The organism is Desulfofalx alkaliphila DSM 12257 (assembly GCF_000711975.1).
Taxonomy (GTDB): domain Bacteria; phylum Bacillota; class Desulfotomaculia; order Desulfotomaculales; family Desulfohalotomaculaceae; genus Desulfofalx; species Desulfofalx alkaliphila.
In genome coordinates this window covers 121,068-145,179 of sequence record NZ_JONT01000001.1, presented here as the reverse complement: position 1 = coordinate 145,179, position 24,112 = coordinate 121,068, and the positions used below count along the sequence as shown (strand labels likewise).

The window sequence follows — 24,112 nt, the reverse complement described above, 5'->3', positions numbered from 1 at the left end:
CCTTCCCCCTATTCCTTGCCCAGCAGGTAAGCCACCCACTCACCTTTATTGCTAATGGCCTGTACCTTAAAGCCGGTTTGTTGCAGCACAGATTGTACTTCCCCTGCCCGGTCTTTAATTATTCCCGAAGCGATAAAGTGCCCGCCGCCTTTTAAAGCTTGGTAGGCATCGGGGGCCAGTTGGATAATTACGTCGGCCACAATATTGGCGATAATTAAATCAGCCCTTTGGCGGTACACCTCTAACAAATTGCCCCTTTTAACCTGCACCTGGGCAGCCACGCCATTTAACTGCACATTTTTCTTGGCAACCTCCACCGCCACCTCATCCAGATCCACAGCCAGCACCGACGAAGCACCGGCCTTGGCAGCAGCAATGGCTAAAATACCGCTGCCGGTACCCACGTCGCACACCTCTTCGCCACCGACAATAAGATCTTCCAGGTATTCCAGGCACATGGCGGTGGTGGCATGACTGCCGCAACCAAAGGCCATACCCGGGTCCAGATCCAGTACAATGCGCTTGTGCCCATCCTCCACCTCTTCCCAGCTGGGCTTTACCAAAAACCGACGGCCGATGTATAAGGGTTTGTAAAAGGCCTTCCAGGCGTTGGCCCAATCTTCTTCATCTATCTCCCTGGTATATATTTTGGGGAAGGGTACAATGTCTAAGTTTTTTAGCCGTTGCTGCAATTGTTCCAGCATCATTTTGGTATCCTTCTGCGGCGGTAGATAGGCCTTTACCACCGCTTTGGCATTTTTGAGCTCATCCTCAGAAAAATCCCAGTGGTCCCAAACTCCCGATTCAATATATCTATAAATAATGGCGGGGTCTTCAATGGCTACCCCGCCTACACCCAATTCTTCAAATATTAATGAAACCAGTTCCACCGCATCTGAAGGGGTGTGCACTGAAACCTCAAGCCATTTCAAGGGAAATACCTCCAAAAATTTATTTGCGGCAATACCATCTCAGCTACCCCATGAATGCATCTTTAACTTTCCTGAAAAAACCCTTTTCGGCACCTTTAGGTATCTTTTCACCGGATAGGGCGGCAAATTCCTTCAGCAGTTCACGCTGGCGGTCGCTTAGTTTGGTTGGGGTTGTTACTTTAACCCGCACGTGCTGATCGCCGCGGCCGGCACCGTTAACATAGGGTATGCCCTTGCCCTTAAGGCGGAAAACAGCGCCGGTTTGGGTGCCTTCAGGCACCTTCATTTCCACATCCCCGTCCAGGGTGGGTACAGTTATTTCATCCCCCAGCGCAGCCTGGGCAAAAGTAATCGGTACTTCACAGAAGACCTCATTGCCATCACGTTTAAATATTTTGTGCGGACGGACTGAAATAAATACATATAAGTCCCCCGGAGGGCCACCCCTTAAACCGGGCTCCCCTTCACCGTTTAACCGCAGTCTGACCCCGTTATCTACCCCCGCAGGTATTTTGACATGAATACTGCGGGTGCGGCGCACAGTACCTGTTCCCCTGCAGGTGGGGCATGGTCTGTCTATTACCTGGCCGGTACCGTTGCAGTTGCCACAGGTGCGCGATTGTATCACACGGCCAAAGGGGGTGTTAGCCGCCTGCTGAATTTGCCCACTGCCGTGACAAACACCGCATTTTTTGGGCGAAGTGCCCGGTGCCGCCCCACTGCCGTTGCAGGTTTCGCAGTGCTCGGTGCGGGGCACCTGGATATCCCTTTCCACGCCAAAGGCAGCTTCTTTAAAGGATATCTCCATATTAATTCTTAAATCGTTGCCCTTTTGGGGACCGGTACGTTGACGCCGACCGCCCCCAAAGAAAATGTCAAAGATATCGTCCAAGCCGCCAAATCCGCCGGCGCCAAAACCATCAAAATCGAAACCCTGACCGTTGGCCCCTGCGTGTCCAAAGCGGTCATATTTCGAGCGCTTTTCAGGATCACTGAGCACTGCATAGGCTTCAGCAGCCTCTTTAAATTTTGCCTCCGCTTCCTTATCTCCGGGATTTACATCGGGGTGATATTGCCGGGCCAGCTTTCGATATGCCTTCTTTATGTCGTCGGCCGAGGCATCCCTTGAAAGCCCCAAGACCTCATAGTAATCTCTCTTGGACATGGGGTCACCACCTTAAAATAAAAATACGCAAAGCGCAGGGGAGGTAACCTCCCCTGCGGGACTTTACTGTTCGGTTCAAAATAAATATTTTGAACACTCAACATTATACTATATTATGTGCTATTTGTCTTTTTTGTCCTCTTCTTCTTTTACTTTATATTCAGCGTCCACCACATTTTCATCCTCAGCTTGAGATTGAGCACCGCAGGTGCCGCCCTGGCAGCCGCCTTGTTCACCGCCCTCTTGTTCTGCCTGCTGCTGATACATGGCAGTGGTCAATTCATACAGCGGTTTAGTTAAGTCTTCAGTCTTTTGTTTAATATCTTCAATGTTATCCGAGGCCATTGCGGTGCGCAATTCTTCAATGGCCTTGTTTACCTTGTCAATCATAGCCTTATCGGCCTTTTCAGCAAAATCTTTCACCGCTTTTTCAGCCTGATAAATCAAGCTATCGGCATTGTTGCGTACCTCAACTGCCTCTTGGCGCTTTTTGTCCTCTTCGGCATAGCGTTCAGCGTCTTTTACCATTTTTTCAATTTCTTCATCACTTAAACCGCCGCTGCTGGTAATGGTGATACTTTGTTCTTTATTGGTAGACATATCCTTAGCAGATACATTTACTATACCGTTAGCATCGATATCAAACTTAACTTCAATTTGCGGTACACCCCGGGGTGCCGGCGGAATACCGGTTAAGGAAAACCGACCCAGTGTCTTGTTGTCTGCCGCCATGGGACGCTCACCCTGCAGCACATGAATTTCCACTGTGGTTTGGTTGTCAGCGGCAGTGGAGAAGACCTGGCTCTTTGATGTGGGAATGGTGGTGTTGCGCTCAATTAAACGGGTAAATACCCCACCCAAGGTTTCAATTCCCAAGGAAAGCGGTGTCACATCCAGCAGTAAAACATCCTTCACTTCACCGGCCAACACCCCTGCCTGAATGGCAGCCCCCAATGCCACACACTCATCGGGGTTAATGCCCTTGTGAGGCTCTTTACCTAAATACTTCTTAATTGCTTCCTGTACCGCCGGAATACGGGTAGAACCACCCACCAACAATATTTTATCTATATCCTTAGGTTCCAGGCCGGAATCCGCCATTGCCTGTCTGGTTGGCCCCATGGTTTTTTCCACCAGGTCTGCGGTCAGTTCATCAAACTTAGCCCTGGATAAGTTTAAGTCTAAGTGTTTGGGTCCGTCTTCACCGGCTGTAATAAAGGGCAGGTTAATGTTTGAAGTCATTACGCCGGATAATTCAATTTTGGCCTTTTCAGCGGCTTCCCTTAAACGCTGCATTGCCATGCGGTCGTTTTTCAAATCAATGCCTGATTCTTTTTTAAATTCCGCTACCATCCAATCCACAATGCGCTGGTCAAAGTCGTCGCCACCTAAACGGTTGTTACCGCTGGTGGCCTTTACTTCAAATACGCCGTCGCCCAGCTCTAAAATGGATACGTCAAAGGTGCCACCGCCTAAGTCATAAACCAGTATCGTTTGGTCTTCACCTTTATCTAAACCGTAAGCCAATGCCGCTGCGGTGGGCTCGTTAATAATACGCAGCACCTCTAAGCCTGCAATTTTACCGGCATCTTTGGTGGCCTGACGCTGGGCATCGGAAAAATATGCCGGCACAGTAATTACCGCTTTAGTAACCTTGGTGCCCAAATAAGCCTCCGCATCAGCCTTCATTTTTTGCAATATCATTGCTGAAACTTCAGGGGGTGAATAGTCTTTACCCTCAATATTAACCTTATGGGTGGTACCCATATAACGCTTAATTGAACTAATGGTGCGGTCGGGATTACTCACAGCCTGCCTTTTGGCAATCTGACCCACCAACCGCTCACCGGTTTTAGAAAAACCTACCACCGAAGGAGTGGTCCGTGCCCCTTCAGCATTAGGAATAACCACCGCTTCGCCGCCTTCCATTACGGCTACGCAGGAGTTAGTAGTGCCAAGATCAATACCTATTACTTTGCCCATTTGCAATCAACCTCCAATTATTCCTATGTATCTTGTCTTAAGCTTATTTAGCAACTTTAACTAAACTGGGACGAATTACCTTGCCCTTTAGAGTGTATCCTTTGCGCAATTCTTCTACCACTGTGTTTTCACTATGTTCATCGCTTTCCACCTGCATCATAGCCTCATGCACCATGGGGTCAAACTCCTTCCCCTCGGCAGCAATTTCTTCTAAGCCTTCCTTGTTTAACACTTCCATCAGCTGGCGATGAATCATTTTTACACCGGCTGCAAAATCATCTCCGGGTGTGTCTGCAGCACCCAGGGCCCGGTCAAAGTTGTCCAGCACCGGGAGCAGTTCTATTATTAAACTCTCACTTGCATACTTAATCAGTTGTTCCCGCTCTTCTTTGGTGCGCCGCCGATAGTTATCAAAATCCGCTTGGGTTCTTAGCAGGCGGTTATAATTTTCCTCTGCCTCGGCTGTTTTGCTGTCTAGCAATTGCTGCATTTGCTCCAATGTTAATTCCACAGCGGCTTCCTTTTGGTCTTCAGAAGCTTCATTTAGCCCTTCCTTTTCTGTCTCCTGCACTTCTTCCTTTTCCGTCTCCTGCTGCAGCTTTTGCTTGTTTTCTTCCGTCAAAATTATCACCCCACAAACCTATTAAACATCTGAGTTCACATCACCGTCATCACCGGATTTACCGTCACGCATTTTAATAATGGTATCTATTCTTAAAATTGCCTCTGCAATTTCACCGGCAGCCTTAAGTGCGTATATTTTTACCAGGGCAGGGTCAACCACGCCCAATTCCAGCATATCAGCCACTTCACCGCTATCACAATCAAGGGCAATTGAAGCCTTGCCCTGCTCAATCTGTGCAACATAAACATCGCCCATCTTTTCCAGGGGATTAAAGCCGGCATTGGACACTATTTGGGCCATGGGGCGTTTTAAGGCTTCAACTACGCAGTCCACCCCAAAACCGGCCATGCCGCGGGTTTCTTCCCGGAGTTTTTCCACTTCCCGGGCCACTGCCAGTTCCAGCGAGCCCCCTCCGGGCACCACGCCGCCTTTAACTGCAGCCTGTACCGCTGCCGCAGCATCCTTGGCAATACGCTGACGTTCCCCCACCACCTCAGAGGTGGCAGCCCCCACCAGCACAGTGGCCATGGGCTTGCCGCTGCCCTCTAAAATCCAAACCTGTTCCAACTTTTCATCACTTTTTACCCTCTGGGCATAACCCAGATATTTAGCCAAATCGGGCTCCTTCTTTTTTAAGCCGGTGCGTTTAACCATGCGGGCACCGCAGTGCTCTGCCGCCTTGCTCAGCTCTTTATTGGGCACCCGCTGTAACACCATTATTCCGGCATCGGTAAGCATTTCTTCGGCAAGATCATTGACCCCCCGGTCCACCAGCACCAGGCCGACCCCTAGATCAATTATTTTTTGTAGATTGGTACGAAATTCATTTTGCAGTTCCAGGTAGCGTGCAAATCCACTTTCAGTACCGAGGGATTCTTCTTCAATTTCTTCCGGCTCCAGGGCATCATCAATGACCAAGACCTTTACTTGCTGTAAGTCTTTGGGCATTTGCTTGTTCATGCGCTCCTTGCCAATTATAACGCCCATAAAGACACCGTTTTCTGCCCCTTCCTCCGCCAGCACAGCGTCAGCCAGTTTAAAGGCAGTGTCCTCTAGCTTTTCTTGGCCAATTAACTTGGCAGCACTTACCACCAGGTCAGCAATATCCTCATGTTCCCGGCCGGCCACCAGGGCCACCTGCCGTATTGCCGGATCATCGAGACCGGTAACGGCCCTGGCCTGTTTCTCAATTTCCCCTTGGGCTCTCCTTAGGCCCGCCCTCAGACCTTCAATAACCCGGGCCACCGGCACCCCCCTGGCCACCTGGTCAACACCGGCGCTAACCAGGGCGCCGGCCATTACAGTGGCGGTGGTGGTGCCGTCCCCAATCTCCTCCTGCTGAGACTTAGCTATATTAATTACCATTTTTGCAGCGGGGTGGCTGGCCTCCATCATGCTGAGAATGGTAACACCGTCGTTTGTGATTACCACCTCGCCAAACCGATCCACCAGCATTGTATCAAGCCCTTTGGGACCAAGGGTGCCCTCCACCGCTGCAGAAATGGCACGCACTGCATTGGAGTTGGTTATTAATGCCGCCAGCCTTTCATCCACCTCAGAGCCCTGGCTGGCATGTTGCTTCAAACTCAATTATCTTCCTCCTCACCGTCAACTTACACGCGGTTAATTTTACTCATAGTCTGATTTAAAATATTTGCCAAATGCTCAACCACAGAAATTACTTTGGCATATTCCATTCTGGTTGGCCCCAGCACCCCCAGGGTACCTACCAAGCGGTCACCCATATGATAGGTGGCGGTAACCATAGTACAGTCCTTTATTTGATCATAGCTGTTCTCCACCCCAATACGTACAGAAACATCGCTGTCACTGCTGCTGTCGGTAAGGATTTCCTGCAGCAGTTGTTCTTTTTCCAACAGAGATAAAAGGGTCTTTAGTTTTTCAATATTATGGAATTCCGGTTGGTTAAGTATATTATATACCCCGCCCAAATAAATCTTATCCTTGGTTTCACCCCTAAGGTTTTCCAAGGGACCTAAAGCAACATCCAGAAAGTACCTGTACTTAGATAACTCGAAATATATTTCCTTCATGATGGTCATTTTAATGTGTTCGGGGTTAACCCCTGACAACTTTGCATTCAACACCGATGAAATTTGTTCTAAGTCTGCCTGGGTAATGTTTTCTGCCACCTCAATCATCTGGTGCTGCACCGCCCCGGTATCAAGCACAACAATCACCATGGCCTGGGTGGGCGACATAGAAACCAGCTGAACGTATTTTATTGTATAGTCAGCAACTTGAGGTGCCATTACCATGGAAGGATAGTTTGTCAGCCTGGTTAAAAGTTGGCCTGTTCGATAAATTATTCTGCCAATTTCCTGGGATTTACTGCTGTAACTTTCATTAATAAGCTGCTGTTGTCTTTCAGTAAGCTGCTCCTTTTCCATCAAATAATCCACATAATAACGGTAACCTAAATCTGAAGGTATCCGCCCAGCTGAAGTGTGGGGCTGTTCAATAAACCCTAGTTCTTCTAAATCTGCCATGTCGTTTCTAACAGTGGCCGGACTAACTCCAAGTTTGTATTTTTTGGAAATGGTCCTCGATCCCACCGGTTCAGCAGTGGAAATGTAATCGTGAATGATAGCCAGCAATATTTTTTTCTTCCGGTCATCCATTACCACAGGAACCACCTCCTTCTGTTAGCACTCTAGTTTGTTGAGTGCTAAAGTGCTCCCAAAATAAACATAGCACCACACCCGTTTTTTGTCAAGCGGGTAGTTTACCATAAGCACCCATATAAAACTTAAGCCAGGGCTTTATACAAACTTACTAAAAACCAGGTTCGCAAGGGGCAAACCCTTAGGTGTCAGCCTAAGGTGACTGTCTTTCAGCTCCACCAGCCCGTCGGCCCTAAGTTCTGCAACTTCCTGCTGCCAGACATCTGTTAAATGTAAACCAAAACGCTTGTAAAATTGTTTTAAGTTTATACCTTCCAGCAGCCTCAAACCCATAAAGGCGGTTTCTATCATGGAGTCCTGCCGGCTCAGTGGGTGACTCTCCGCCACCGGCGCCACCCCTTTTGCCAACTGACTGACATAGAGTTCAACATCTGCAGTATTGGCCCAACGCCGGGCATTAAGGTGTGAATGGGCAGCGGGCCCTAAACCTAAATAAGGGCCGTTATGCCAATAACAGAGGTTGTGCCGGGAATAATAGCCCGGTTTAGCAAAGCTAGAAATTTCGTAATGCCGGTACCCCTGGGCCGTTAAAAAAATAATTGCTTCATTATACATGTCCAATTCTTCTTCTTGGGAAACTGCCTTTAAGCGGCCCTTATCAAGGGCAGTTGTGAGCGGTGTACCCTCTTCCCATTGCAAACCATAGCAGGCCAGGTGGTTTGGATCAAGCCTTGTCAATAGCCGCAGGGATTGCCGCCAATGGTCAAGGGTTTGACCGGGAATACCAAAAATTAAATCCAGATTAATGTTATCAAACCCCACCTGCCTGGCATCTTCCACAGCCTGCACCACCTCTTGATACCCATGGGTCCGACCCAATAACTGCAGCAGATGCCGCTGGCAGGCCTGCACACCTAAACTGAGGCGGTTTACCCCTCCCCGGCGCAGCACAGTAAGTTTTGACAAATCCAAGGTATCGGGGTTAGCCTCCACTGTCACTTCAGCATCCTGCTGCCAGCCCAGGTGCCTTTGTAAACAGTCCAACAAGATGGACAAGAGCCTTTCTTCCAGCACAGTGGGGGTGCCCCCGCCGATAAAAAGGGTGTTTATTTTTAATTCAGGAAAAAGCCGGGCATAATATGCCGCCTCCAGTTCCAAAGCTTTAAGATAATCCTCTGCCAAAGGATAACTATATGGATAGGAAACAAAGTCACAATAGTGGCACTTTTGCAAACAAAAGGGCACGTGTACATATAAACCAAGGATCACAAAACATTTCCCCTCTACAGCACTAGTTTTCCCCAGTTAGTAAGAAAATAGACCAGGACAGCCGCCTGTGCCCATGGGGCATGGCTAACCAAAGAAAGAGTCAATTACGCCCGTCCATAAACTTTTTTAAATAAATAAAAATGGTGTGGAAAATTATTCCGGTGACGGTGCCCAGCAAAACACCGGCAAAAAGAGCGTAGCAAAAGTCCTCAAAAGAAAAGGGCCGGGGCAAATTCATAATTATAATAACGGAAAAAGCTATTACATTAACATATACAAATCTGTTATTGAGAAAGTGCAAGTTTAAACGGCACCCCCCTAATAAATTTAATAATTAAGGATTCGATTTCTCGAATCCTTAATTATGTAAAAACCTATTATAATTCATTACCTATCCTCTTCCCCGATATTCAACACCGCCATGAAGGCCTCTTGGGGTACTTCCACGCTGCCCACTTGTTTCATGCGCTTTTTACCTTCTTTTTGCTTTTCAAGCAGCTTGCGCTTTCTGGTAATGTCACCGCCGTAACACTTGGCCAGCACGTCTTTACGCAGGGCCCTTACCGTTTCTCGGGCAATAACTTTATTGCCAATGGCTGCCTGTACAGGTATCTCAAACTGATGCCTGGGTATTAACTTCCGTAATTTTTGCACCATTGCCCTGCCCCGGTGATAGGCCTTGTCCCGGTGAACAATAAATGAAAGGGCGTCTAAGGGCTCATTGTTCAGCATGATATCCATTTTCACCAGATTTGTTTCCCGATAGCCGCTCATTTCGTAATCCAAAGAGGCGTAGCCCCTGGTGCTGGATTTTAACTGGTCAAAGAAGTCATAAATAATTTCAGACAGGGGCAAATAATAGGTAAGCATTACCCGGGTGATGCCCATGTACTCCATGTTGCTAAATACACCCCGGCGCTCCTGGCACAATTCCATCACTGCACCGACAAAATCCTTTGGCACCATAATGGTTGCCTTGACAAAGGGCTCCTCTACCCGACCTATCTTTCCCTGTTCGGGCATTTTTGACGGGTTTTCAATTTCCAACATTTGGCCGTCGGTGGTGTAAACATGATATACCACGCTGGGTGCGGTGGTAATAATCTGCAGTTTGTACTCCCGTTCCAGCCGCTCTTGAATTATTTCCATGTGCAGCAGTCCTAAAAAACCGCAGCGAAAACCAAAGCCCAGGGCTTCGGAGGTTTCCGGCTCATAAATGAGAGAGGCATCGTTTAGGCTCAGCTTGTCCAGGGCATCCCGCAGGTCGGTGTAATCTACGGTATCCACCGGGTACAGGCCGCAAAATACCATGGGGGTGGCTTTGCGATAACCGGGCAGGGGTTGTTCCGCAGGCCTGTCGGCATCGGTAATTGTATCCCCCACCTGACAGTCCTTAACATTTTTAATACTGGCAGCCACATAACCCACTTCACCGGGTTTTAAATAATCGCAGGTGGTGGGGGTAGGAAGAAAGTAGCCCACCTCGCTCACTTCAAACTCGGCCCCGGTGGCCATCATGCGAATATTCATACCTTTTTTAAGGGTACCCTCTACCACCCGCATGTAAGCTATAACTCCCCGGTATGAATCATAGTGGGAGTCAAAAACAAGGGCCTTTAAGGGCTTAGTTTCATCCCCCTTGGGAGGCGGTATCTTTTGTACAATTTGCTCCATTATTTCTGCCACACCCAGACCGGTTTTAGCCGAGGCCAACACTGCATCGGATGTATCCAGACCAATTACCTCTTCAATTTCACTCTTTACCTCGTCCGGTTGGGCACTGGGCAAGTCTATTTTGTTAATTACCGGAATAATCTCCAAGTCGTGCTCCAGCGCAAGGTAAACGTTGGCCAAGGTTTGGGCTTCAATTCCTTGGGAGGCATCCACCACCAAGAGCGCACCCTCACAGGCAGCTAAACTGCGTGATACTTCATAGGTAAAGTCCACGTGCCCGGGAGTATCTATCAGGTTTATTAGGTACTCTTGACCGTCCTTGGCCTTGTAAACCAAGCGGACAGCCTGTAACTTAATGGTAATGCCACGCTCTCTCTCCAAATCCATGGAGTCCAGTACCTGTTCTTCCATTTCCCGTTTGGTTAAAGCACCGGTATACTCCAAGAGACGATCTGCCAGGGTTGATTTGCCATGGTCAATATGGGCAATAATACAAAAGTTGCGAATGCGGTCTTGACTAATTGACATCAAGACTCTCCTTTCCGAAAAAACTTACCTTAACATTTTACGTCAGCCTAGGTCCATTACCTTCTAAATTAACAATAAACTTGGTAATGGTGCCTAGTTATACAAGGCATACTTTTAAATTATAGCACCATATTTACCTACTATCAACTTGGCTTTAATCCTTTGACTGCCAATCTAACAGTAAATTGTCGGCCCAGCATTTGGCAGACTCCATCCATTGGAAATTTATAATTTGCCCAATAGGTATTTCTTCACAGTATCCGGCCAGGGTGTTTTTCACCCGGTCTAATTGCTCTTTGCCTAGCTTGTAAGATCGGCCAAGAAAGGTTACCTGCCATGAGGGAGCATCATCTTGATAATTAAATGCAAAAAATTCAATCTGCTGGTGTTCAGCCAGGTGACTGTTAAAGCTGCATGTTGTTTTTTGCACGGCAGTAAAAATGACCGCCAGCGCCAGCACCAAACAAAGGACCATTAGTTTATGGCGCACAAAAAAGCACCTCCCATTAATAGGATGTGCTTTTGAAGCTTTCAGTATGCATATTTTGGAAGTTATCTTCCTTCAACACCCGGGCCAGGATATCGCCCAGCAGTTTTGCCGCCCGCAGGGCTTCCTCGGTGGTGTTTTCCACCGTCCCCACCTCTATAAGCATGGCCCCGGGGTGGTAATGCTGATTATAACGGCCTTCCTTAACCCTAATTCCCAAGGAAAGACCGGGATACATTTCTTCCATTTTGCTTTCCACCTGACGGGCGGCGGCCAGGTTTTGCTGCCAATTGGGAAAGGGCATGCGGGCATCGGAGCCCACCACAAACATTATTCTGGCCACCTTTTCCCCCTTTATTTCTATATAACTGTCAGAGCGGGGACGGGCGGCATCCCGGTGGATATCCAAGAGCAGTTGAAGATTTTCATGTTCTTCTAAAAATTTTTGCACCGTTTTTTCTGATTCTATGTAGGACCGATTATATTCGGCATCATGAACAGTGTCAGATCGCACCACCCCAATGCCATGTTTATTAAGCTGCTCTTCTAAAACTTCAGCCACCTGAACGACGGCACCCCGTTTGCCGTTCAGCCTTTCCACCCCATCTGTTAAGGCATAGGTTTCCCCGGTATGGGTGTTGTATATTGCCACCAATGCCGGACCTTCTAAGTGATCCCTTGCATTTTTGTCCCTTTCATCATCCGGGGGCACTATCAGTCGCAGCCCCTCTTCCGGCTGTTGGGTATTGGTATCCGTAAAAAAAGGTATTTGAGACTGGATTAAATTTTGCGGATTGTGCATGTCCACCCGGGTAATGGTGCCTAAGGCCAACATTATCATCTCCGGACCGGACCGGACGGCAGATTCATCGGCCCAAGCCATGGCAGGCATCACAGCGGCCATTAAATTTTGAGGGTTGTCTGCAAATATAGCAACCACCGCCCCGGTGCACTTCCCTGCCAAATTAGCCAGTAAACCGGCCACGGTTGAGCGGTGTGGGTTAATCAATAATAACAGCAGCAATGCTAACACCAACAACCAATATAAATAGGTGCGTACCCTTTTCAGTATTAATTGAATGCGGTAATGCCTCACCGCGCGGCTGTAATTCATCCTTTTTCCTCCCAGCACAGTCTGTTTTATATTGATATGCCAGAGGAAAAGGCAATATGTTCTTTTGTATAAACAAACAGCCCCCTGCCCATCATAGCAGGGGGCCTATACTAACGTATTACCGTGGGAACAACAGCATCTATAAGTCCGATAATGAATGCAGCAATTAATGCACCTACCAGGCTTACGCTGAGTAGGTTGGGTATAATAAATTGGGCCAGGTAAATCACTACCGCTGCGGTTACAAAGCCCACCACTCCTCGACGCTGGGGATCTATTTTATCACCCAGTAAACTTTCCGCTATGTAACCCAATACCGCAATAACTACAGCAGCTATCAATGCACCGGTAAAGCCACCTGACACCACAAAACCGGGAGCAAGCCAGCTTACTGCCAACAAGACCAAAGCCGATACCACAAACCTGACAATTAAGCCAATCAAGTTTTCACCCCCCTTATTAAAATTTAACTTTATATTTCTCCATTTAGGGGAATGATATACCATGATGATGCTTGCAATTTTTTTTGACCCGTGGTAAAATTGTGCATGTTGGGGAGGTGAAGGTAGGTTGCCTAACATTAAATCTGCAGAAAAACGGGTGCGTGTAACCCGCAAGCGCACAATGCGCAACACTCGCATTAAATCTGCATTGCGTACAATTATTCGCCGGTTTGACGAGTCTCTAACCAAAGCCAATACCGAAGAAGCAAAATTGGCTCTGCAAAAAGCTTTAAGGGCTCTGGATAAAGCGGTAACCAAAGGCGTTATACATAAAAACACTGCGGCACGCAAAAAGTCGCGCTTAACCAAGCGTTTTAATCGTAGCGCCAGCTAATAAGAAAAACACCCTGATTTAACGGGTGTTTTTTTGTGCCCTGCTGGCCTCTTGCGGAGTGTAAATACCCGGCGGCTAAGTATGCTTCATTTTGTATAAACGCCTAACAGCACTGACCCAGCCGGCCTGTTTACCGCAGCAAAGGCTAGCCACCATTAATAAAAGAGCGACGCAGCCGGAGGTGTGGCGCCGAGTATGTTCGAGCACATCCAGTTACGCAGGCGCCCGCAGGCAAGGAGCTCTTACATTTTTACCTGCTGGCTCTTTGCGGAGTGTAAATAGCCGGCGGCTAAGTATGCTTCATTTTGTATAAACGCCTAACAGCACTGACCCAGCCGGCCTGTTTACCGCAGCAAAGGCTAGCCACCATTAATAAAAAGAGCGACGCAGCCGGAGGAATGGCGCCGAGTATGTTTGAGCTCAGCGAGTTACGCAGGCGCCCGCAGGCAAGGAGCTCTTACATTTTTCCCGGTGGCGTCTTTGCGGAGTGTAAACAGGCCGGCGGTTAATTGGCGATTAATTAATGAGTAATGGTCAACAGTTTATGGTTATAATCCCTTCCCGCTTCTTTAATGGTCACATACACCTGATCGCCTCTGTTGTTACTTAACATTTCAACTACATCAAAATGATATTTTATATCCAATACCGGTTTAACTTTTTTACTGTGCGACTGCATAGCATATAGCTGACCGGTGCCTTCGGGTTGTTCCTGGCTTACATAGACAAGGTATTGCCCATCGGCAGTTAGGGTAGCAAACATTAAGTCCCCATCTTTTAACAGTGTCTCGTCATTTCCGTCTTTTAAACTTAGAAGATGCAGCTCTTTCATGCCGTTGTGGACGTGATAGAGAATGTATGCCACCTTTTCATTGTCGGCAGAAACCCCCACCGGCCATACATAAGTAAAGTCTTCGGTGTCTGTGTAAGCCTTGCTGTTCCCGTCAAGATCGGCAACTTTTAAATTGTTGCGATAGCCGGCCTCGGTATACTCTTGTTCCCCTGTTTTTGAGGTTACTGAACCAACAACGAACAATATTTCCTCATCACTTAACCAACGCACCGGCGAAACAAGAGAACTGTCTTCTTTTTTTAGTCTGTATTCTTTTACGGTACCGGCGGCGATATCATAAATATACAAGTCACTGGTCCATTCAAAATCATATGAGTACATTAACTTGCTGCCATCCGGCGACCACAGTTTAGGCACCGGGTTTAATAATTGTTCTTTTTCCCCCTCCAGTGATTGCGGCCATATTTCTTCACCGCTTTCCAAGTTAATAACTGCCAGACCCTGCTCGTTTGTATAGGCCAAGTATTTTCCGTCCGGTGATATGGTGCTTGACCAGGTAGGTTCCTTCAGTAGTTTTTGCTCCTTTGTATCTGTATGCCAAATTATCGAATTATAGCCTGCTTGCCCAAATATTTTGTTATCGCTCAACCAACTAACCGGTGTAAACCACCGGGGTGGATCGCTAATCCCTGTGATGTCAACATTAAAGTCACCGGGGATTTTTTCCGCTTTAGTTGGATCATCAAGATCATCGCTGCTTTGACACCCCACCGCCAGCATAAGCAACATTAAAACCACTAGAACTTTTTTCAATCCAGACGCCCCCATATTAAGTTTTAATATACACTTATAATTAAGACGGATTATTAACAAAAACGTTTCATTAAAAAGCACCTTGTTACCGGGCAATATTTAGCAAGAGCCGTTCGATACCCGGGTAAAACTCTTGCCGCCCCGTTTTTGTGTCTGCATCCAGTTCGGCCAGCTGAATCAACGACCTTATCAGCTGACGCCGGGTAAAGTTCCGATGTAATTTTAATGCATTTTGTACCGGGTAGGGTTTTTCGTTAATTCGCCTGGCTATATCCGGGGCAGACAAACCCTGGGCCGATAATTCTTTTACTTGAAGCATTAAGCGAAACTGCCTGGCCACCATTGTCAGTATAATTTGCGGCGGCTCTTTGTTTATCAGCAGTTCTTTAATTCCCTCCAGAGCTAAGCCGTAACGGCATTGCCCAATGGCATTCATTACATCAAAGATTTTATACTCCACCGAATAGTGAATTACTTGCTTGAGGTCTTCTACCCTTACTTGCTTGCCATCCCCCAGATAGGTGATCAGTTTTTGCCATTCCTTTTCCAAGCCGGTCAGCCCGTTGCCGGTTCCGCTAATAAGCAGCTCCCGGGCGGCAGGTTCCAGCCTTATGCCTTCTAAACGGCATTGGCTGTCCAACCACCCGGCCAGTTCCTTGGACCTAAGCCGGGTAAATTCCACTGCCTGACCGGCCTTTTCAACAGCCTTGTAAATTTTCCTGCGCCGGTCAACGGTGATACCGGCGTTGAAGATAAGGCAGGTGGTGGTTAAGGGGTTGGCTAAATAATCCAGCAATGGCTTTAGTGTTGCCGGCTCCCTGGATTCTTTTCCTTCCGCCTGCTTGCCGCCGGTTTTTTTACCGCCGGAAAACCAGGGCGGGTTTTTCACCAGTACCAACCTGTGCTCAGCCATCACGGGAGGGGTACTGGCAGCAGTTGCAACCTCCGCCGGCTCCACCCTTTCCCCATCCAGCACATCAAAATTAAAATCCGCCGTCTGGGTGAGCAAGCTTTCTTTAAATCGCTCCACCGCTTGTTCCCGCAGATAAACTTCCTCGCCGTAAAATAAGTATACCGGTGCCACCACCCCGCGTTTTAAACTATTGACAATTCTTTCGTAATAGAGCACTTTTAACAGCCCTCACCTTTCCCTTTCTTGTTAAATGCTTGTCCCTGAATTGACCTGTACAAATAATTGTGTGCCGTCTCCTTTAGCCCACCGTGGGTATAAGCAGCTTTAACCGTCCCGGCAGCACTTCTATATCCAGGGGCATTTTTGGCCCCGGCTCACCGTCAATATCTGTCTTTATATCTTCTTCTGAACTTACCCTAAGCCGGCTGGTTTGATAATACTCCACCAGCGGGCTGTTTAAATGTGCGCCCCTGCCTTCGTAGGCCTGCAGCAGCAGGGGAACAAGCTGGGCCGGTGTACATTTTTTTAATATGATCACATCCAGCAGACCGTCTGTAATGGCTGCCTTGGGTGACACATTTCGGATGCTGCCGGCGGTGGATGAGTTTAGCACCAAAAACAGCATTACTTCTTGGTCAATGCTAAAGCCATCCCCTTCCATTTTTACAGGCATTGGTTTAGCCTGCCACAGGTGTTCTAAACCTTTTAAATAGTAGCCGGTCACCCCCAGGCGGCTCTTTATGGCGTTGTTCACCTCTTGGGAAATGGTAGTCAAGACCCCTGCACTGGCCACATTGATAAAATACCGGTCATTGATCCGGCCAATATCCACCTTGGCCACCCCTCCGCCCAGCAACTTATCCACCGCCATGCCGGGGTGTTTTTCCAACCCCAAGGCGGTGGCAAAATCATTGGCTGTGCCCGCCGGTATAATGCCCATCGGCAGGTCTGCATCTGACTGCATCAGTCTGTTTACAGCCCGGCTGACAGAACCGTCGCCGCCGGATACCAACAAAACTTGATATTTGCCAATGGCATCAAAAACCCGGTCGTAATCTAAATGGGGACAAATGCGATAAAGGGTGGGTAAGTAACCGTGCCGGTGGCAGCTCTCCACAACACTGTCAATTTGCTGGGGAAATTTATGATTACCACTGGTTGGATTATAAATTATCAGTGCTTTTTTCAAGTAAGACAACTCCTAACATAAAGTTCACCTATGATTTTTATTGGACTGCCTGATCAGTCTTGATAAGATTTTCCTGTATCAACCCAAACCGATGAACCGTCGGTGCTGACAATTACTGCTCCATGCCGGTCGGTGCGGTATATTTTAACCCCCTGCCCCTCCAAATGCTCCAGTAGTTCAGGGGCCGGGTGCCCAAACCTGTTGTTTTTTGCTGCACTGATGACGGCCATGTGGGGGGCCACGGCTGCAAAAAAATCAGGATTAAAAAAACGGCTGCCGTGGTGGGGAACCTTTAGCACGTCGGCTTGCAGGTCTTTTACATCCCGGGCCAGCTGCCTTTGTTTGTTTTCGCCGATATCCCCGGTAAACAAAAAACTTCTTTCACGGTAGTCTATTTTCACCACCAGCGAGCTGTCGTTTAAATCGGGCAGCGGCTGATGGGGTGAAAGTATCACTATGTCAACATCCTTATCCACTTGTAAACTATGTCCGGCAATACCCTCCCGTATGGGCATCCCTCGCTGCTGCAGCCGTGCCAGCAGTTGTAAGTAGCCGGTATCGGGCCTTTCCCAGCCGGCGGGGTAATCATTAATACTCTCCAGCGGCGCCACAAGTACCAGTTTCACCGGCATTCTGCGGGTTAAGCCCAGGGCGCCCCCGGCGTGGTCTTCGTGGGGGTGACTCAAGATCAGCAGGTCCAAGCCATTAACCCCCAGCGATTGTAGATAGGGCAGCACCACCTTGTTGCCGGCACCGCTTCCGCTTTCAAATTCACCGGGCAAGCCGCCCGTATCTATTAAGATATTCTTTCCCCCCGGGGTCTGGATCAATGCCGCATCCCCCTGGCCCACATCAATGAAATGTACGGTCAGCTTGTTTTGGGTACCGTTGGGCACCAATAAAAGGAGTAGGGCAATAATCACCGCAACAATACCCATCAGCCGGCGGTGCCGTTCCCATGACTGCCCCTTTAATGATGCCTTGGGCAGGTATGCCAAGAGACCATATGCCGCCACAACCGCCCACCAGGGCGGGGAAGGCAAATACACTGCCGCCATGGGCAGTGACGCCATGGTTTTCACCACCCATAGCATTAAATCCAAGAGCGCCCCTGTGCTTGCGCCCAAGATATTTGCCAGGGGAAACAGTATTAAGCCCAGCAGCATAGAAAGGCCGCTTAAAAGCATCACCGCCGCCACCAGCGGGGCCACTAAAATGTTGGTAACCACACCCACCAGCGATACAATGCTAAAATAATAGGCCATCAGAGGCACTGCCGTTAATTCCGCTGTCAGGGGCACCGCCACTGCCAACCTTACCGGGCGGGGCCAATCTTTTAGGCGCTGCTCTACCCAGGGGGTGAGGTAAAGGATACCCCAGGCCACCGCAAAGGAGAGTTGAAACCCCGGTTCCCACAGTGCGTAGGGCCACCTGGCCAAAATAATTGCCGCCGCCAGCACCATGGTTGTGGGCCAGTCCCGATGGCGCCCAAGCTGCCTTGCCCACAGCACCAACAGGCCCATTACGGTGGCCCGGATCACCGGTGGCCCCAGTCCGGTCATAACAGCATAAAACACCAGCACAAGGGAGGCCAGCGGTGTTGCCCACCCTGCCGGAAGGCGTAGCAGGTGGTATAATATCAAAAAGCCGGCTAAAACCAAGCCCACATGTAAACCGGAAACACATAAAATATGTACTAAACTAACCCTTTGAAAATCGGCATTAATTTCGTCAGGGATCATTCCCCTACTGCCAAAGAGCATCCCCTGTACCAGTGCACTGTGTTCCGGCGCCAGGGTGTCATCAATAACCCCCTGCAATCTCTCTCGGGCAGATAGGGACAGGCCTTTAAGGCCGTCATAGGCTGCAGTGCCCAACTTATTTACCTGCTGCTCATCCCAAACTGACATTACCACATGAATGCCCCGGCGCTCTAAATATGCTCGATAATCAAAGGTACCGGGATTGCCCGGCGGCTCTACCACCTGAATTAAACCGGTTAGGGCAATTAAATCACCATAGGTATATATTTGGGAAGGATTATAGACAGCCACCCGCATTAATCCATGGGCCCGGGCAGTTTCACCCTGCACTTGTAGCTCCCGGACATCCACAAGGTAAAATACCTTGTCCGGCCTTTGGTCGGGGTAGTCGGTGATCACGCCGGTGACAGTTACCCTTTGCCCGGCATAGTGCACCAGCGAAGACCGGTGTGTCTCATCATATATTCCGACCATAAGCAGCCCTGTGCTCAGACAAAGCAGCACCAAAAGCCAAGGGAGGTAGTGGTCCGCTAACCAATAAACTAAGCCGGCACAAATGAGCAGCACTGCGCAGACAGTGAATAACACCCCCAGGGGCAGTGACAAAAAAGTTCCCAGCCACAGGCCCAGTATAAATATTGTACAAAATTTAAACAAGGGACGGTTCATAACAGATCACCTAAAAAGGCGCAAATGAAAATTGCGCCTTTTAGTAGTTCTGAATTTATAATTTTCACCGTTGATAATTAATAAACGGATATTAAATCCTTAATACTTTCGTACTTTTTAGCGCCAATGCCGGATACATTTTGAATTTCATCAATCGCTTTAAAATTACCGTTGGCTTGGCGATAATCAATGATACGCTGGGCCAGGGTCGGGCCAATGCCGGGCAGGGTCTCCAACTGGGCGGCATCGGCGGTATTGATATTTACCTTTGTTCCCGCTGCACTGCTTTGGTGACCTTGCACCGTATTGGCAGCCATATCCTCTGCCAAGGGACCGGCATCCAACTTAAAGGGCACCGGCACAGGCTGTCCGTCAGTTAACGGTGCCGCCAAATTAAGGCCGTCTAAATCAGCCTCCGGGGCCGGCTGCGCCAACTGAACCGCATCAATAACCCGGGCGCCCTCTTCCAAATAATATACACCCGGGGTTATTACCGCTCCACTGACATGTACCACCAGTTGACTGGGTTCCCTTTCATTTTGTTCTTCCACCGGCACCAGCACCGGTTGGTTTTCTAAAGATGCTTTATGCTGGGCGTATTGGTAACCACCGCCAAAGAGCAGTGCCGCCAGCAGTACTAAAATAACCAGTTGCTCCCGGCGACCAACTTGAAGCAATCTAAGCACCTACCCAACTTTAATGGCATATTAACTAATGTAAATGTAAAATTCTAGGTAAAAGCGAGAATTCCTCCTTTAATAATACAGCTTATTACCAAAATTTACTTGTCCCGATTGTTTTTGCCATCATCCTTTTCATTAATAAAGAGGCGGCCGTCGGTGGATATGGTGGCAATTAGCACCTCATCCACAGTTAAACCCTTTTCCCTTAACCTTTGAAGTAACCACTCTTCATCTAAATCAATTAGCCTTAAGTTCTCCCTGGCTATTTCCCCATCCATTATTAATATGGTAGGCAGACCCTCATATTTGGTGCGTAAGCCTAAGTCTTCCGGAGTTATCGGCCGTTTTTGAGATTTCAATATTATACTCATCTTACCGGAACACTCCAGCACACCCATTTCTACATCTTGAATGTTGGCCACTCCGTGTTCGCGCAACTGGCACATAATGTCATCCAGATTATAGCGGCTTTTTTTCATTTCTGAGCGCAGCAGTTTACCGTTTTTAATAATAGTTTGGGGGTGCCCATACAGGAACAGGCGAAGGCCTCTGCTTTTGAGCGTTAACCAAGAAAGCACCACCTCAAGTAAGCCCAGCAAGCCAATAGGCACCAAGCCATACCACAAGGGCATGTTTGGATCCTCCAGCGGCCGGGCCGCCAACTCTGCCACAATGATGGCCACCACAAAATCAAAGGGAGAAAGCTGACCGATTTCACGTTTTCCGGTCAGTCTCAGTATTAACAGCACATAAAAATACATTACAAAGGTGCGGAGCATAATTTCAAACAACAATAAAATTTCACCGGCCTTAGTGTAGTTGCCATATTAGCTTGTGTAGTTAAAGCCAATAAAATTCAAATTATTTTGCCTAGGCCTTACCGGGAAATACTCCGCCCCGAATGCTTCGGGCGTCTGAAATGTTGTAGAAAATCTTGGGATCTATTTGGTCCAGCACATTTTGTACCTTTATTAAATCCTTTCGCTTAACAATAACGTACAGGATGGTGCGGGGACCGCTTCGTCCCGTTCCTACCACACTGGTGACACCAAAACCTTCGGCCCGAAGCCTGTTGATGGCTTCACCTGTTTTGGCCCTACGGGGAAATATTTGAAGGGACACAAAACCCACTGCCAGGTAGTTCTCCACCATGGCTCCCACATAGTTCCCGGTGGCAAAACCGCCGGCATAAGCAATAATCTTCCACGGATCATCTAAGCCGTTGGCCATCACCATATTTAGTGCCACAACAAAAATTATTATTTCTACAAAGCCAATGGCAGCGGCCAGTAATTTTTTATCCCTGGTAAGCATCAAAATACGGATAACATCCAGCGACATATCCATTACCCGGGCTATGAAAATAAATACGTAACCAAAAATAACACTGTCCACAATTCTAACCCTCCCTAACAGAAAAAGATTCCCTGCTTCACCCCATATCATTCAGCACACAAAATTCTATAGGAGAAAACAGAGAATCTGCCGTAAATATGTTATTTTACAACTATATTTACCAATTTGCCGGGTACCGAAATAACTTTTACAATTTGTTTATCGGCAATGAGCTGTTGTATCCGTTCTTGTTGCAGTACATATTCTTTCATTTGGTCTGCGCCTGTATTAGCAGGTACTGTCATTCTGTCCCTTACTTTGCCGTTTAGCTGCACCACAATGGTTATTTCTTCTTCCACTATGGCCGACTCATCATACTTGGGCCAGCTTTGCAAATGCACACTTTCCTTATACCCCAGTCTATGCCACATCTCCTCTGTAATATGGGGTGCAAAGGGTGCTAACAGCAAGACCATACTTTCAATTGATTCCCTCAGCACAGCGCTGTTTCTTTCGGCACCGGGCACCTTATCACGATAGGTATAGAGGGCATTAACCAGCTCCATTACGGCACTGATGGCGGTGTTAAAGTTAAACCTGGTATCCACATCCTCAGTGACTTTTTTAATACTTTGGTGTGTAAGGCGGCGCATTTCTTGGTGGACACCAACCAGTTTAGTTCCGCCCCTTACCGGTTGAGCATCCTTAATCTCTTCCAAGAGCGAGTGGAATAATCGCCACACCCGGTTTAAAAACCGGTTGCAACCTTCCACTGTACGGTCGCTCCACTCCAAATCCCGCTCGGGCGGGGCTGCAAAGAGGATAAACAAGCGGGCGGTATCGGCACCGTATTTACCCACAATTTCTTCGGGGCTGACCACGTTGCCCTTAGACTTGGACATCTTAGCCCCATCCTTTAACACCATGCCCTGGGTAAGCAAATTTTTAAAGGGCTCTTTCTCCTCTACCAAGCCCAAATCGTTAAAGAACTTGGTTAAAAATCTTGAGTACAGCAAATGCAAAATGGCGTGCTCTACGCCCCCAATATATTGGTCCACAGACATCCAATTGTTGGCTTTGGCAGTGTCCCAGGGTTTATCATTGTCCTTCGGGCTGGTATAGCGCAAATAATACCAGCTGGAGTCAATAAAGGTATCCATGGTGTCTGTTTCCCGCTTGGCCTCACCGCCACATTTATGGCAGGTGGTATTAACAAATTCCGGGCTATCCACCAAGGGTGATTTTCCCGAAGGTTTAAATTCTAAATCGGTAGGCAGTAATACCGGCAGTTGATCCTCCGGCACCGGCAAGACGCCGCACTTTTTGCAATAGATAATGGGTATGGGCGTACCCCAGTAGCGCTGGCGGGATATTAACCAGTCCCGCAAGCGGAAATTTACCGCCGCCTTGCCCTGATTAATTTCTTCTAATTTCTTAGTTATTTCAGTTTTGGCCTTTTCGTTGGGCATACCGTTAAATTGGCCGGAGTTAATTAGCACCCCTTGACCTGTATATGCCTCAGTGAGTTCCTCAAGGCTGTCCTGTCCCTCCGGCTTAATTACCGGAATAATAGGCAACTTATATTTAGTGGCAAACTCAAAGTCCCGCTGGTCGTGGGCCGGCACACCCATTACAGCTCCGGTACCGTACTCCAGCAGCACATAGTTACCGACAAGAATAGGAACCCTTTCACCGCTCAGGGGGTTTTTGCAGTAGGCACCGGTAAAAACACCTTCTTTTTCAACTGTGGTGGTGCGCTCCCGCACTGTCATGGCCCGCACCTTACGCACAAAGGCACTGACCTCTTCTTCATAGTCTGTTCCGGCAGTAAGTTTTTCTACCAGGGGATGTTCCGGAGCCAGCACCATATATGTCACACCAAAAACGGTGTCCGGCCTGGTTGTAAATACCGGAATTTCCTCCTCAGAACCGGTTACCTTAAAGATGATTTCAGCACCTTCACTGCGGCCAATCCAGTTCTCCTGCATAATACGCACCTTTTCCGGCCAGCCGGAAAGGGATTTTATGTCATCCAGCAAGGGCTGGGCGTAATCTGTAATTCTGAAAAACCATTGCTCCAGCTCCCGCTGTTCCACATTGGTACCACAGCGCTCGCAGGAGCCTTCCACCACCTGTTCGTTGGCCAGTACGGTTTGACAGGACAAACACCAGTTTACGGTGGAGGTTTTTTTGTAACACTTGCCCTGTTCGTATAGTTTTAAAAATATCCATTGGGTCCAGCGGTAGTAGTCCGGGTGGCAGGTGGCCACTTCCCGCTGCCAGTCGTAACCAAGTCCCAGCTGTTTTAGCTGGGACTTCATGGCTTCAATGTTTTCCCAGGTCCACTTGGCCGGGTGCACGCCGTGTTTAATGGCAGCGTTTTCCGCCGGCAGGCCAAAGGCATCCCAACCCATGGGGTGCAGCACATTATAACCTTGCATGGTTTTAAAACGTGCCACCACGTCACCAATGGAGTAATTGCGCACATGACCCATATGCAGCTTGCCCGAGGGATAAGGAAACATTTCTAAACAGTAGTATTTAGGACGATCAGAAAAGTCCGGCACTTGGTAGGTTTGGTTTTGTTCCCAGGTCTGCTGCCACTTTTGCTCAATACTTTTAAAATCGTAACGTTCTTCCACTATATGTTCCTCCTAAAAAAGCACTGGGGATAGAAAAATTATTAATTACCTCG

21 protein-coding genes are annotated in these 24,112 nt (G+C 48.3%); 2 read left to right on the top strand and 19 right to left on the bottom strand.

Annotated features, from left to right (window positions below; all coding sequences use genetic code 11):
* Positions 1–8: 8 nt before the first annotated feature.
* The 11 genes from prmA to BR02_RS0100670 all read right to left on the bottom strand — a co-directional run bounded on the left by prmA (position 9) and on the right by BR02_RS0100670 (position 12,865).
* Positions 9–932, bottom strand: coding sequence for a 50S ribosomal protein L11 methyltransferase (gene prmA, locus BR02_RS0100725; RefSeq protein WP_031513247.1), 924 nt, complete (start codon positions 930–932; stop codon positions 9–11).
* A 43-nt stretch (positions 933–975) separates the two neighbouring features.
* A complete protein-coding gene (gene dnaJ, locus BR02_RS0100720) occupies positions 976–2,097 on the bottom strand; it encodes a molecular chaperone DnaJ (protein WP_031513245.1) in 1,122 nt (373 codons plus the stop codon).
* Positions 2,098–2,217: 120 nt separating this feature from the next.
* On the bottom strand, positions 2,218–4,080 hold the full coding sequence (gene dnaK, locus BR02_RS0100715) for a molecular chaperone DnaK (RefSeq protein WP_031513243.1): 1,863 nt from the start codon (positions 4,078–4,080) through the stop codon (positions 2,218–2,220).
* A 43-nt stretch (positions 4,081–4,123) separates the two neighbouring features.
* Positions 4,124–4,711 carry a nucleotide exchange factor GrpE gene (gene grpE / locus BR02_RS0100710; protein ID WP_420795370.1) on the bottom strand — a complete coding sequence of 196 codons (588 nt, stop codon included), beginning with the start codon at positions 4,709–4,711 and terminating at the stop codon, positions 4,124–4,126.
* A gap of 12 nt (positions 4,712–4,723) precedes the next feature.
* Positions 4,724–6,295 (bottom strand): TCP-1/cpn60 chaperonin family protein, encoded by a 1,572-nt coding sequence (locus BR02_RS0100705; protein WP_031513240.1) that lies wholly within the window; start codon positions 6,293–6,295, stop codon positions 4,724–4,726.
* A gap of 23 nt (positions 6,296–6,318) precedes the next feature.
* Positions 6,319–7,353, bottom strand: coding sequence for a heat-inducible transcriptional repressor HrcA (gene hrcA / locus BR02_RS0100700; protein ID WP_031513239.1), 1,035 nt, complete (start codon positions 7,351–7,353; stop codon positions 6,319–6,321).
* A 135-nt stretch (positions 7,354–7,488) separates the two neighbouring features.
* The gene (gene hemW, locus BR02_RS0100695) at positions 7,489–8,619 is read right to left on the bottom strand and encodes a radical SAM family heme chaperone HemW (protein WP_031513238.1); all 1,131 of its coding nucleotides are present in this window, start codon (positions 8,617–8,619) and stop codon (positions 7,489–7,491) included.
* A 387-nt stretch (positions 8,620–9,006) separates the two neighbouring features.
* On the bottom strand, positions 9,007–10,821 hold the full coding sequence (lepA, locus tag BR02_RS0100685; RefSeq protein WP_031513235.1) for a translation elongation factor 4: 1,815 nt from the start codon (positions 10,819–10,821) through the stop codon (positions 9,007–9,009).
* Positions 10,822–10,975: 154 nt separating this feature from the next.
* Positions 10,976–11,311: a hypothetical protein gene (locus BR02_RS0100680; RefSeq protein WP_031513233.1), complete on the bottom strand. Its 336-nt coding sequence runs from the start codon at positions 11,309–11,311 to the stop codon at positions 10,976–10,978.
* A gap of 16 nt (positions 11,312–11,327) precedes the next feature.
* The gene (spoIIP, locus tag BR02_RS0100675) at positions 11,328–12,422 is read right to left on the bottom strand and encodes a stage II sporulation protein P (RefSeq protein ID WP_051688043.1); all 1,095 of its coding nucleotides are present in this window, start codon (positions 12,420–12,422) and stop codon (positions 11,328–11,330) included.
* A 110-nt stretch (positions 12,423–12,532) separates the two neighbouring features.
* Positions 12,533–12,865 (bottom strand): phage holin family protein, encoded by a 333-nt coding sequence (locus BR02_RS0100670; RefSeq protein WP_031513229.1) that lies wholly within the window; start codon positions 12,863–12,865, stop codon positions 12,533–12,535.
* Positions 12,866–12,992: 127 nt separating this feature from the next.
* On the opposite strand from BR02_RS0100670, the gene rpsT reads away from it, so the two are divergent.
* Positions 12,993–13,259: a 30S ribosomal protein S20 gene (gene rpsT, locus BR02_RS0100665; RefSeq protein WP_031513227.1), complete on the top strand. Its 267-nt coding sequence runs from the start codon at positions 12,993–12,995 to the stop codon at positions 13,257–13,259.
* A 305-nt stretch (positions 13,260–13,564) separates the two neighbouring features.
* A complete protein-coding gene (locus tag BR02_RS0100660) occupies positions 13,565–13,768 on the top strand; it encodes a hypothetical protein (RefSeq protein WP_031513225.1) in 204 nt (67 codons plus the stop codon).
* Between the two features lie 11 nt (positions 13,769–13,779).
* On the opposite strand, the gene BR02_RS0100655 is transcribed toward BR02_RS0100660, so the two are convergent.
* The 8 genes from BR02_RS0100655 to leuS form a co-directional block, all read right to left on the bottom strand.
* On the bottom strand, positions 13,780–14,865 hold the full coding sequence (locus BR02_RS0100655; RefSeq protein ID WP_031513223.1) for a TolB family protein: 1,086 nt from the start codon (positions 14,863–14,865) through the stop codon (positions 13,780–13,782).
* A gap of 85 nt (positions 14,866–14,950) precedes the next feature.
* On the bottom strand, positions 14,951–15,994 hold the full coding sequence (gene holA / locus BR02_RS0100650) for a DNA polymerase III subunit delta (protein WP_031513221.1): 1,044 nt from the start codon (positions 15,992–15,994) through the stop codon (positions 14,951–14,953).
* A gap of 82 nt (positions 15,995–16,076) precedes the next feature.
* Positions 16,077–16,967: a diacylglycerol/lipid kinase family protein gene (locus tag BR02_RS0100645; RefSeq protein ID WP_031513219.1), complete on the bottom strand. Its 891-nt coding sequence runs from the start codon at positions 16,965–16,967 to the stop codon at positions 16,077–16,079.
* Positions 16,968–17,020: 53 nt separating this feature from the next.
* Positions 17,021–19,399 (bottom strand): DNA internalization-related competence protein ComEC/Rec2, encoded by a 2,379-nt coding sequence (locus BR02_RS0100640; RefSeq protein WP_031513217.1) that lies wholly within the window; start codon positions 19,397–19,399, stop codon positions 17,021–17,023.
* A gap of 77 nt (positions 19,400–19,476) precedes the next feature.
* Positions 19,477–20,085: a ComEA family DNA-binding protein gene (locus BR02_RS0100635; protein ID WP_238442366.1), complete on the bottom strand. Its 609-nt coding sequence runs from the start codon at positions 20,083–20,085 to the stop codon at positions 19,477–19,479.
* 95 nt (positions 20,086–20,180) lie between these two features.
* Positions 20,181–20,861: a DUF421 domain-containing protein gene (locus tag BR02_RS0100630; RefSeq protein WP_031513213.1), complete on the bottom strand. Its 681-nt coding sequence runs from the start codon at positions 20,859–20,861 to the stop codon at positions 20,181–20,183.
* A gap of 91 nt (positions 20,862–20,952) precedes the next feature.
* Positions 20,953–21,477, bottom strand: coding sequence for a DUF2179 domain-containing protein (locus tag BR02_RS0100625; RefSeq protein WP_238442365.1), 525 nt, complete (start codon positions 21,475–21,477; stop codon positions 20,953–20,955).
* A 101-nt stretch (positions 21,478–21,578) separates the two neighbouring features.
* Positions 21,579–24,059, bottom strand: a complete 2,481-nt coding sequence (leuS, locus tag BR02_RS0100620; protein WP_031513209.1) for a leucine--tRNA ligase — start codon at positions 24,057–24,059, stop codon at positions 21,579–21,581.
* Between the last annotated feature and the right edge of the window lie 53 nt (positions 24,060–24,112).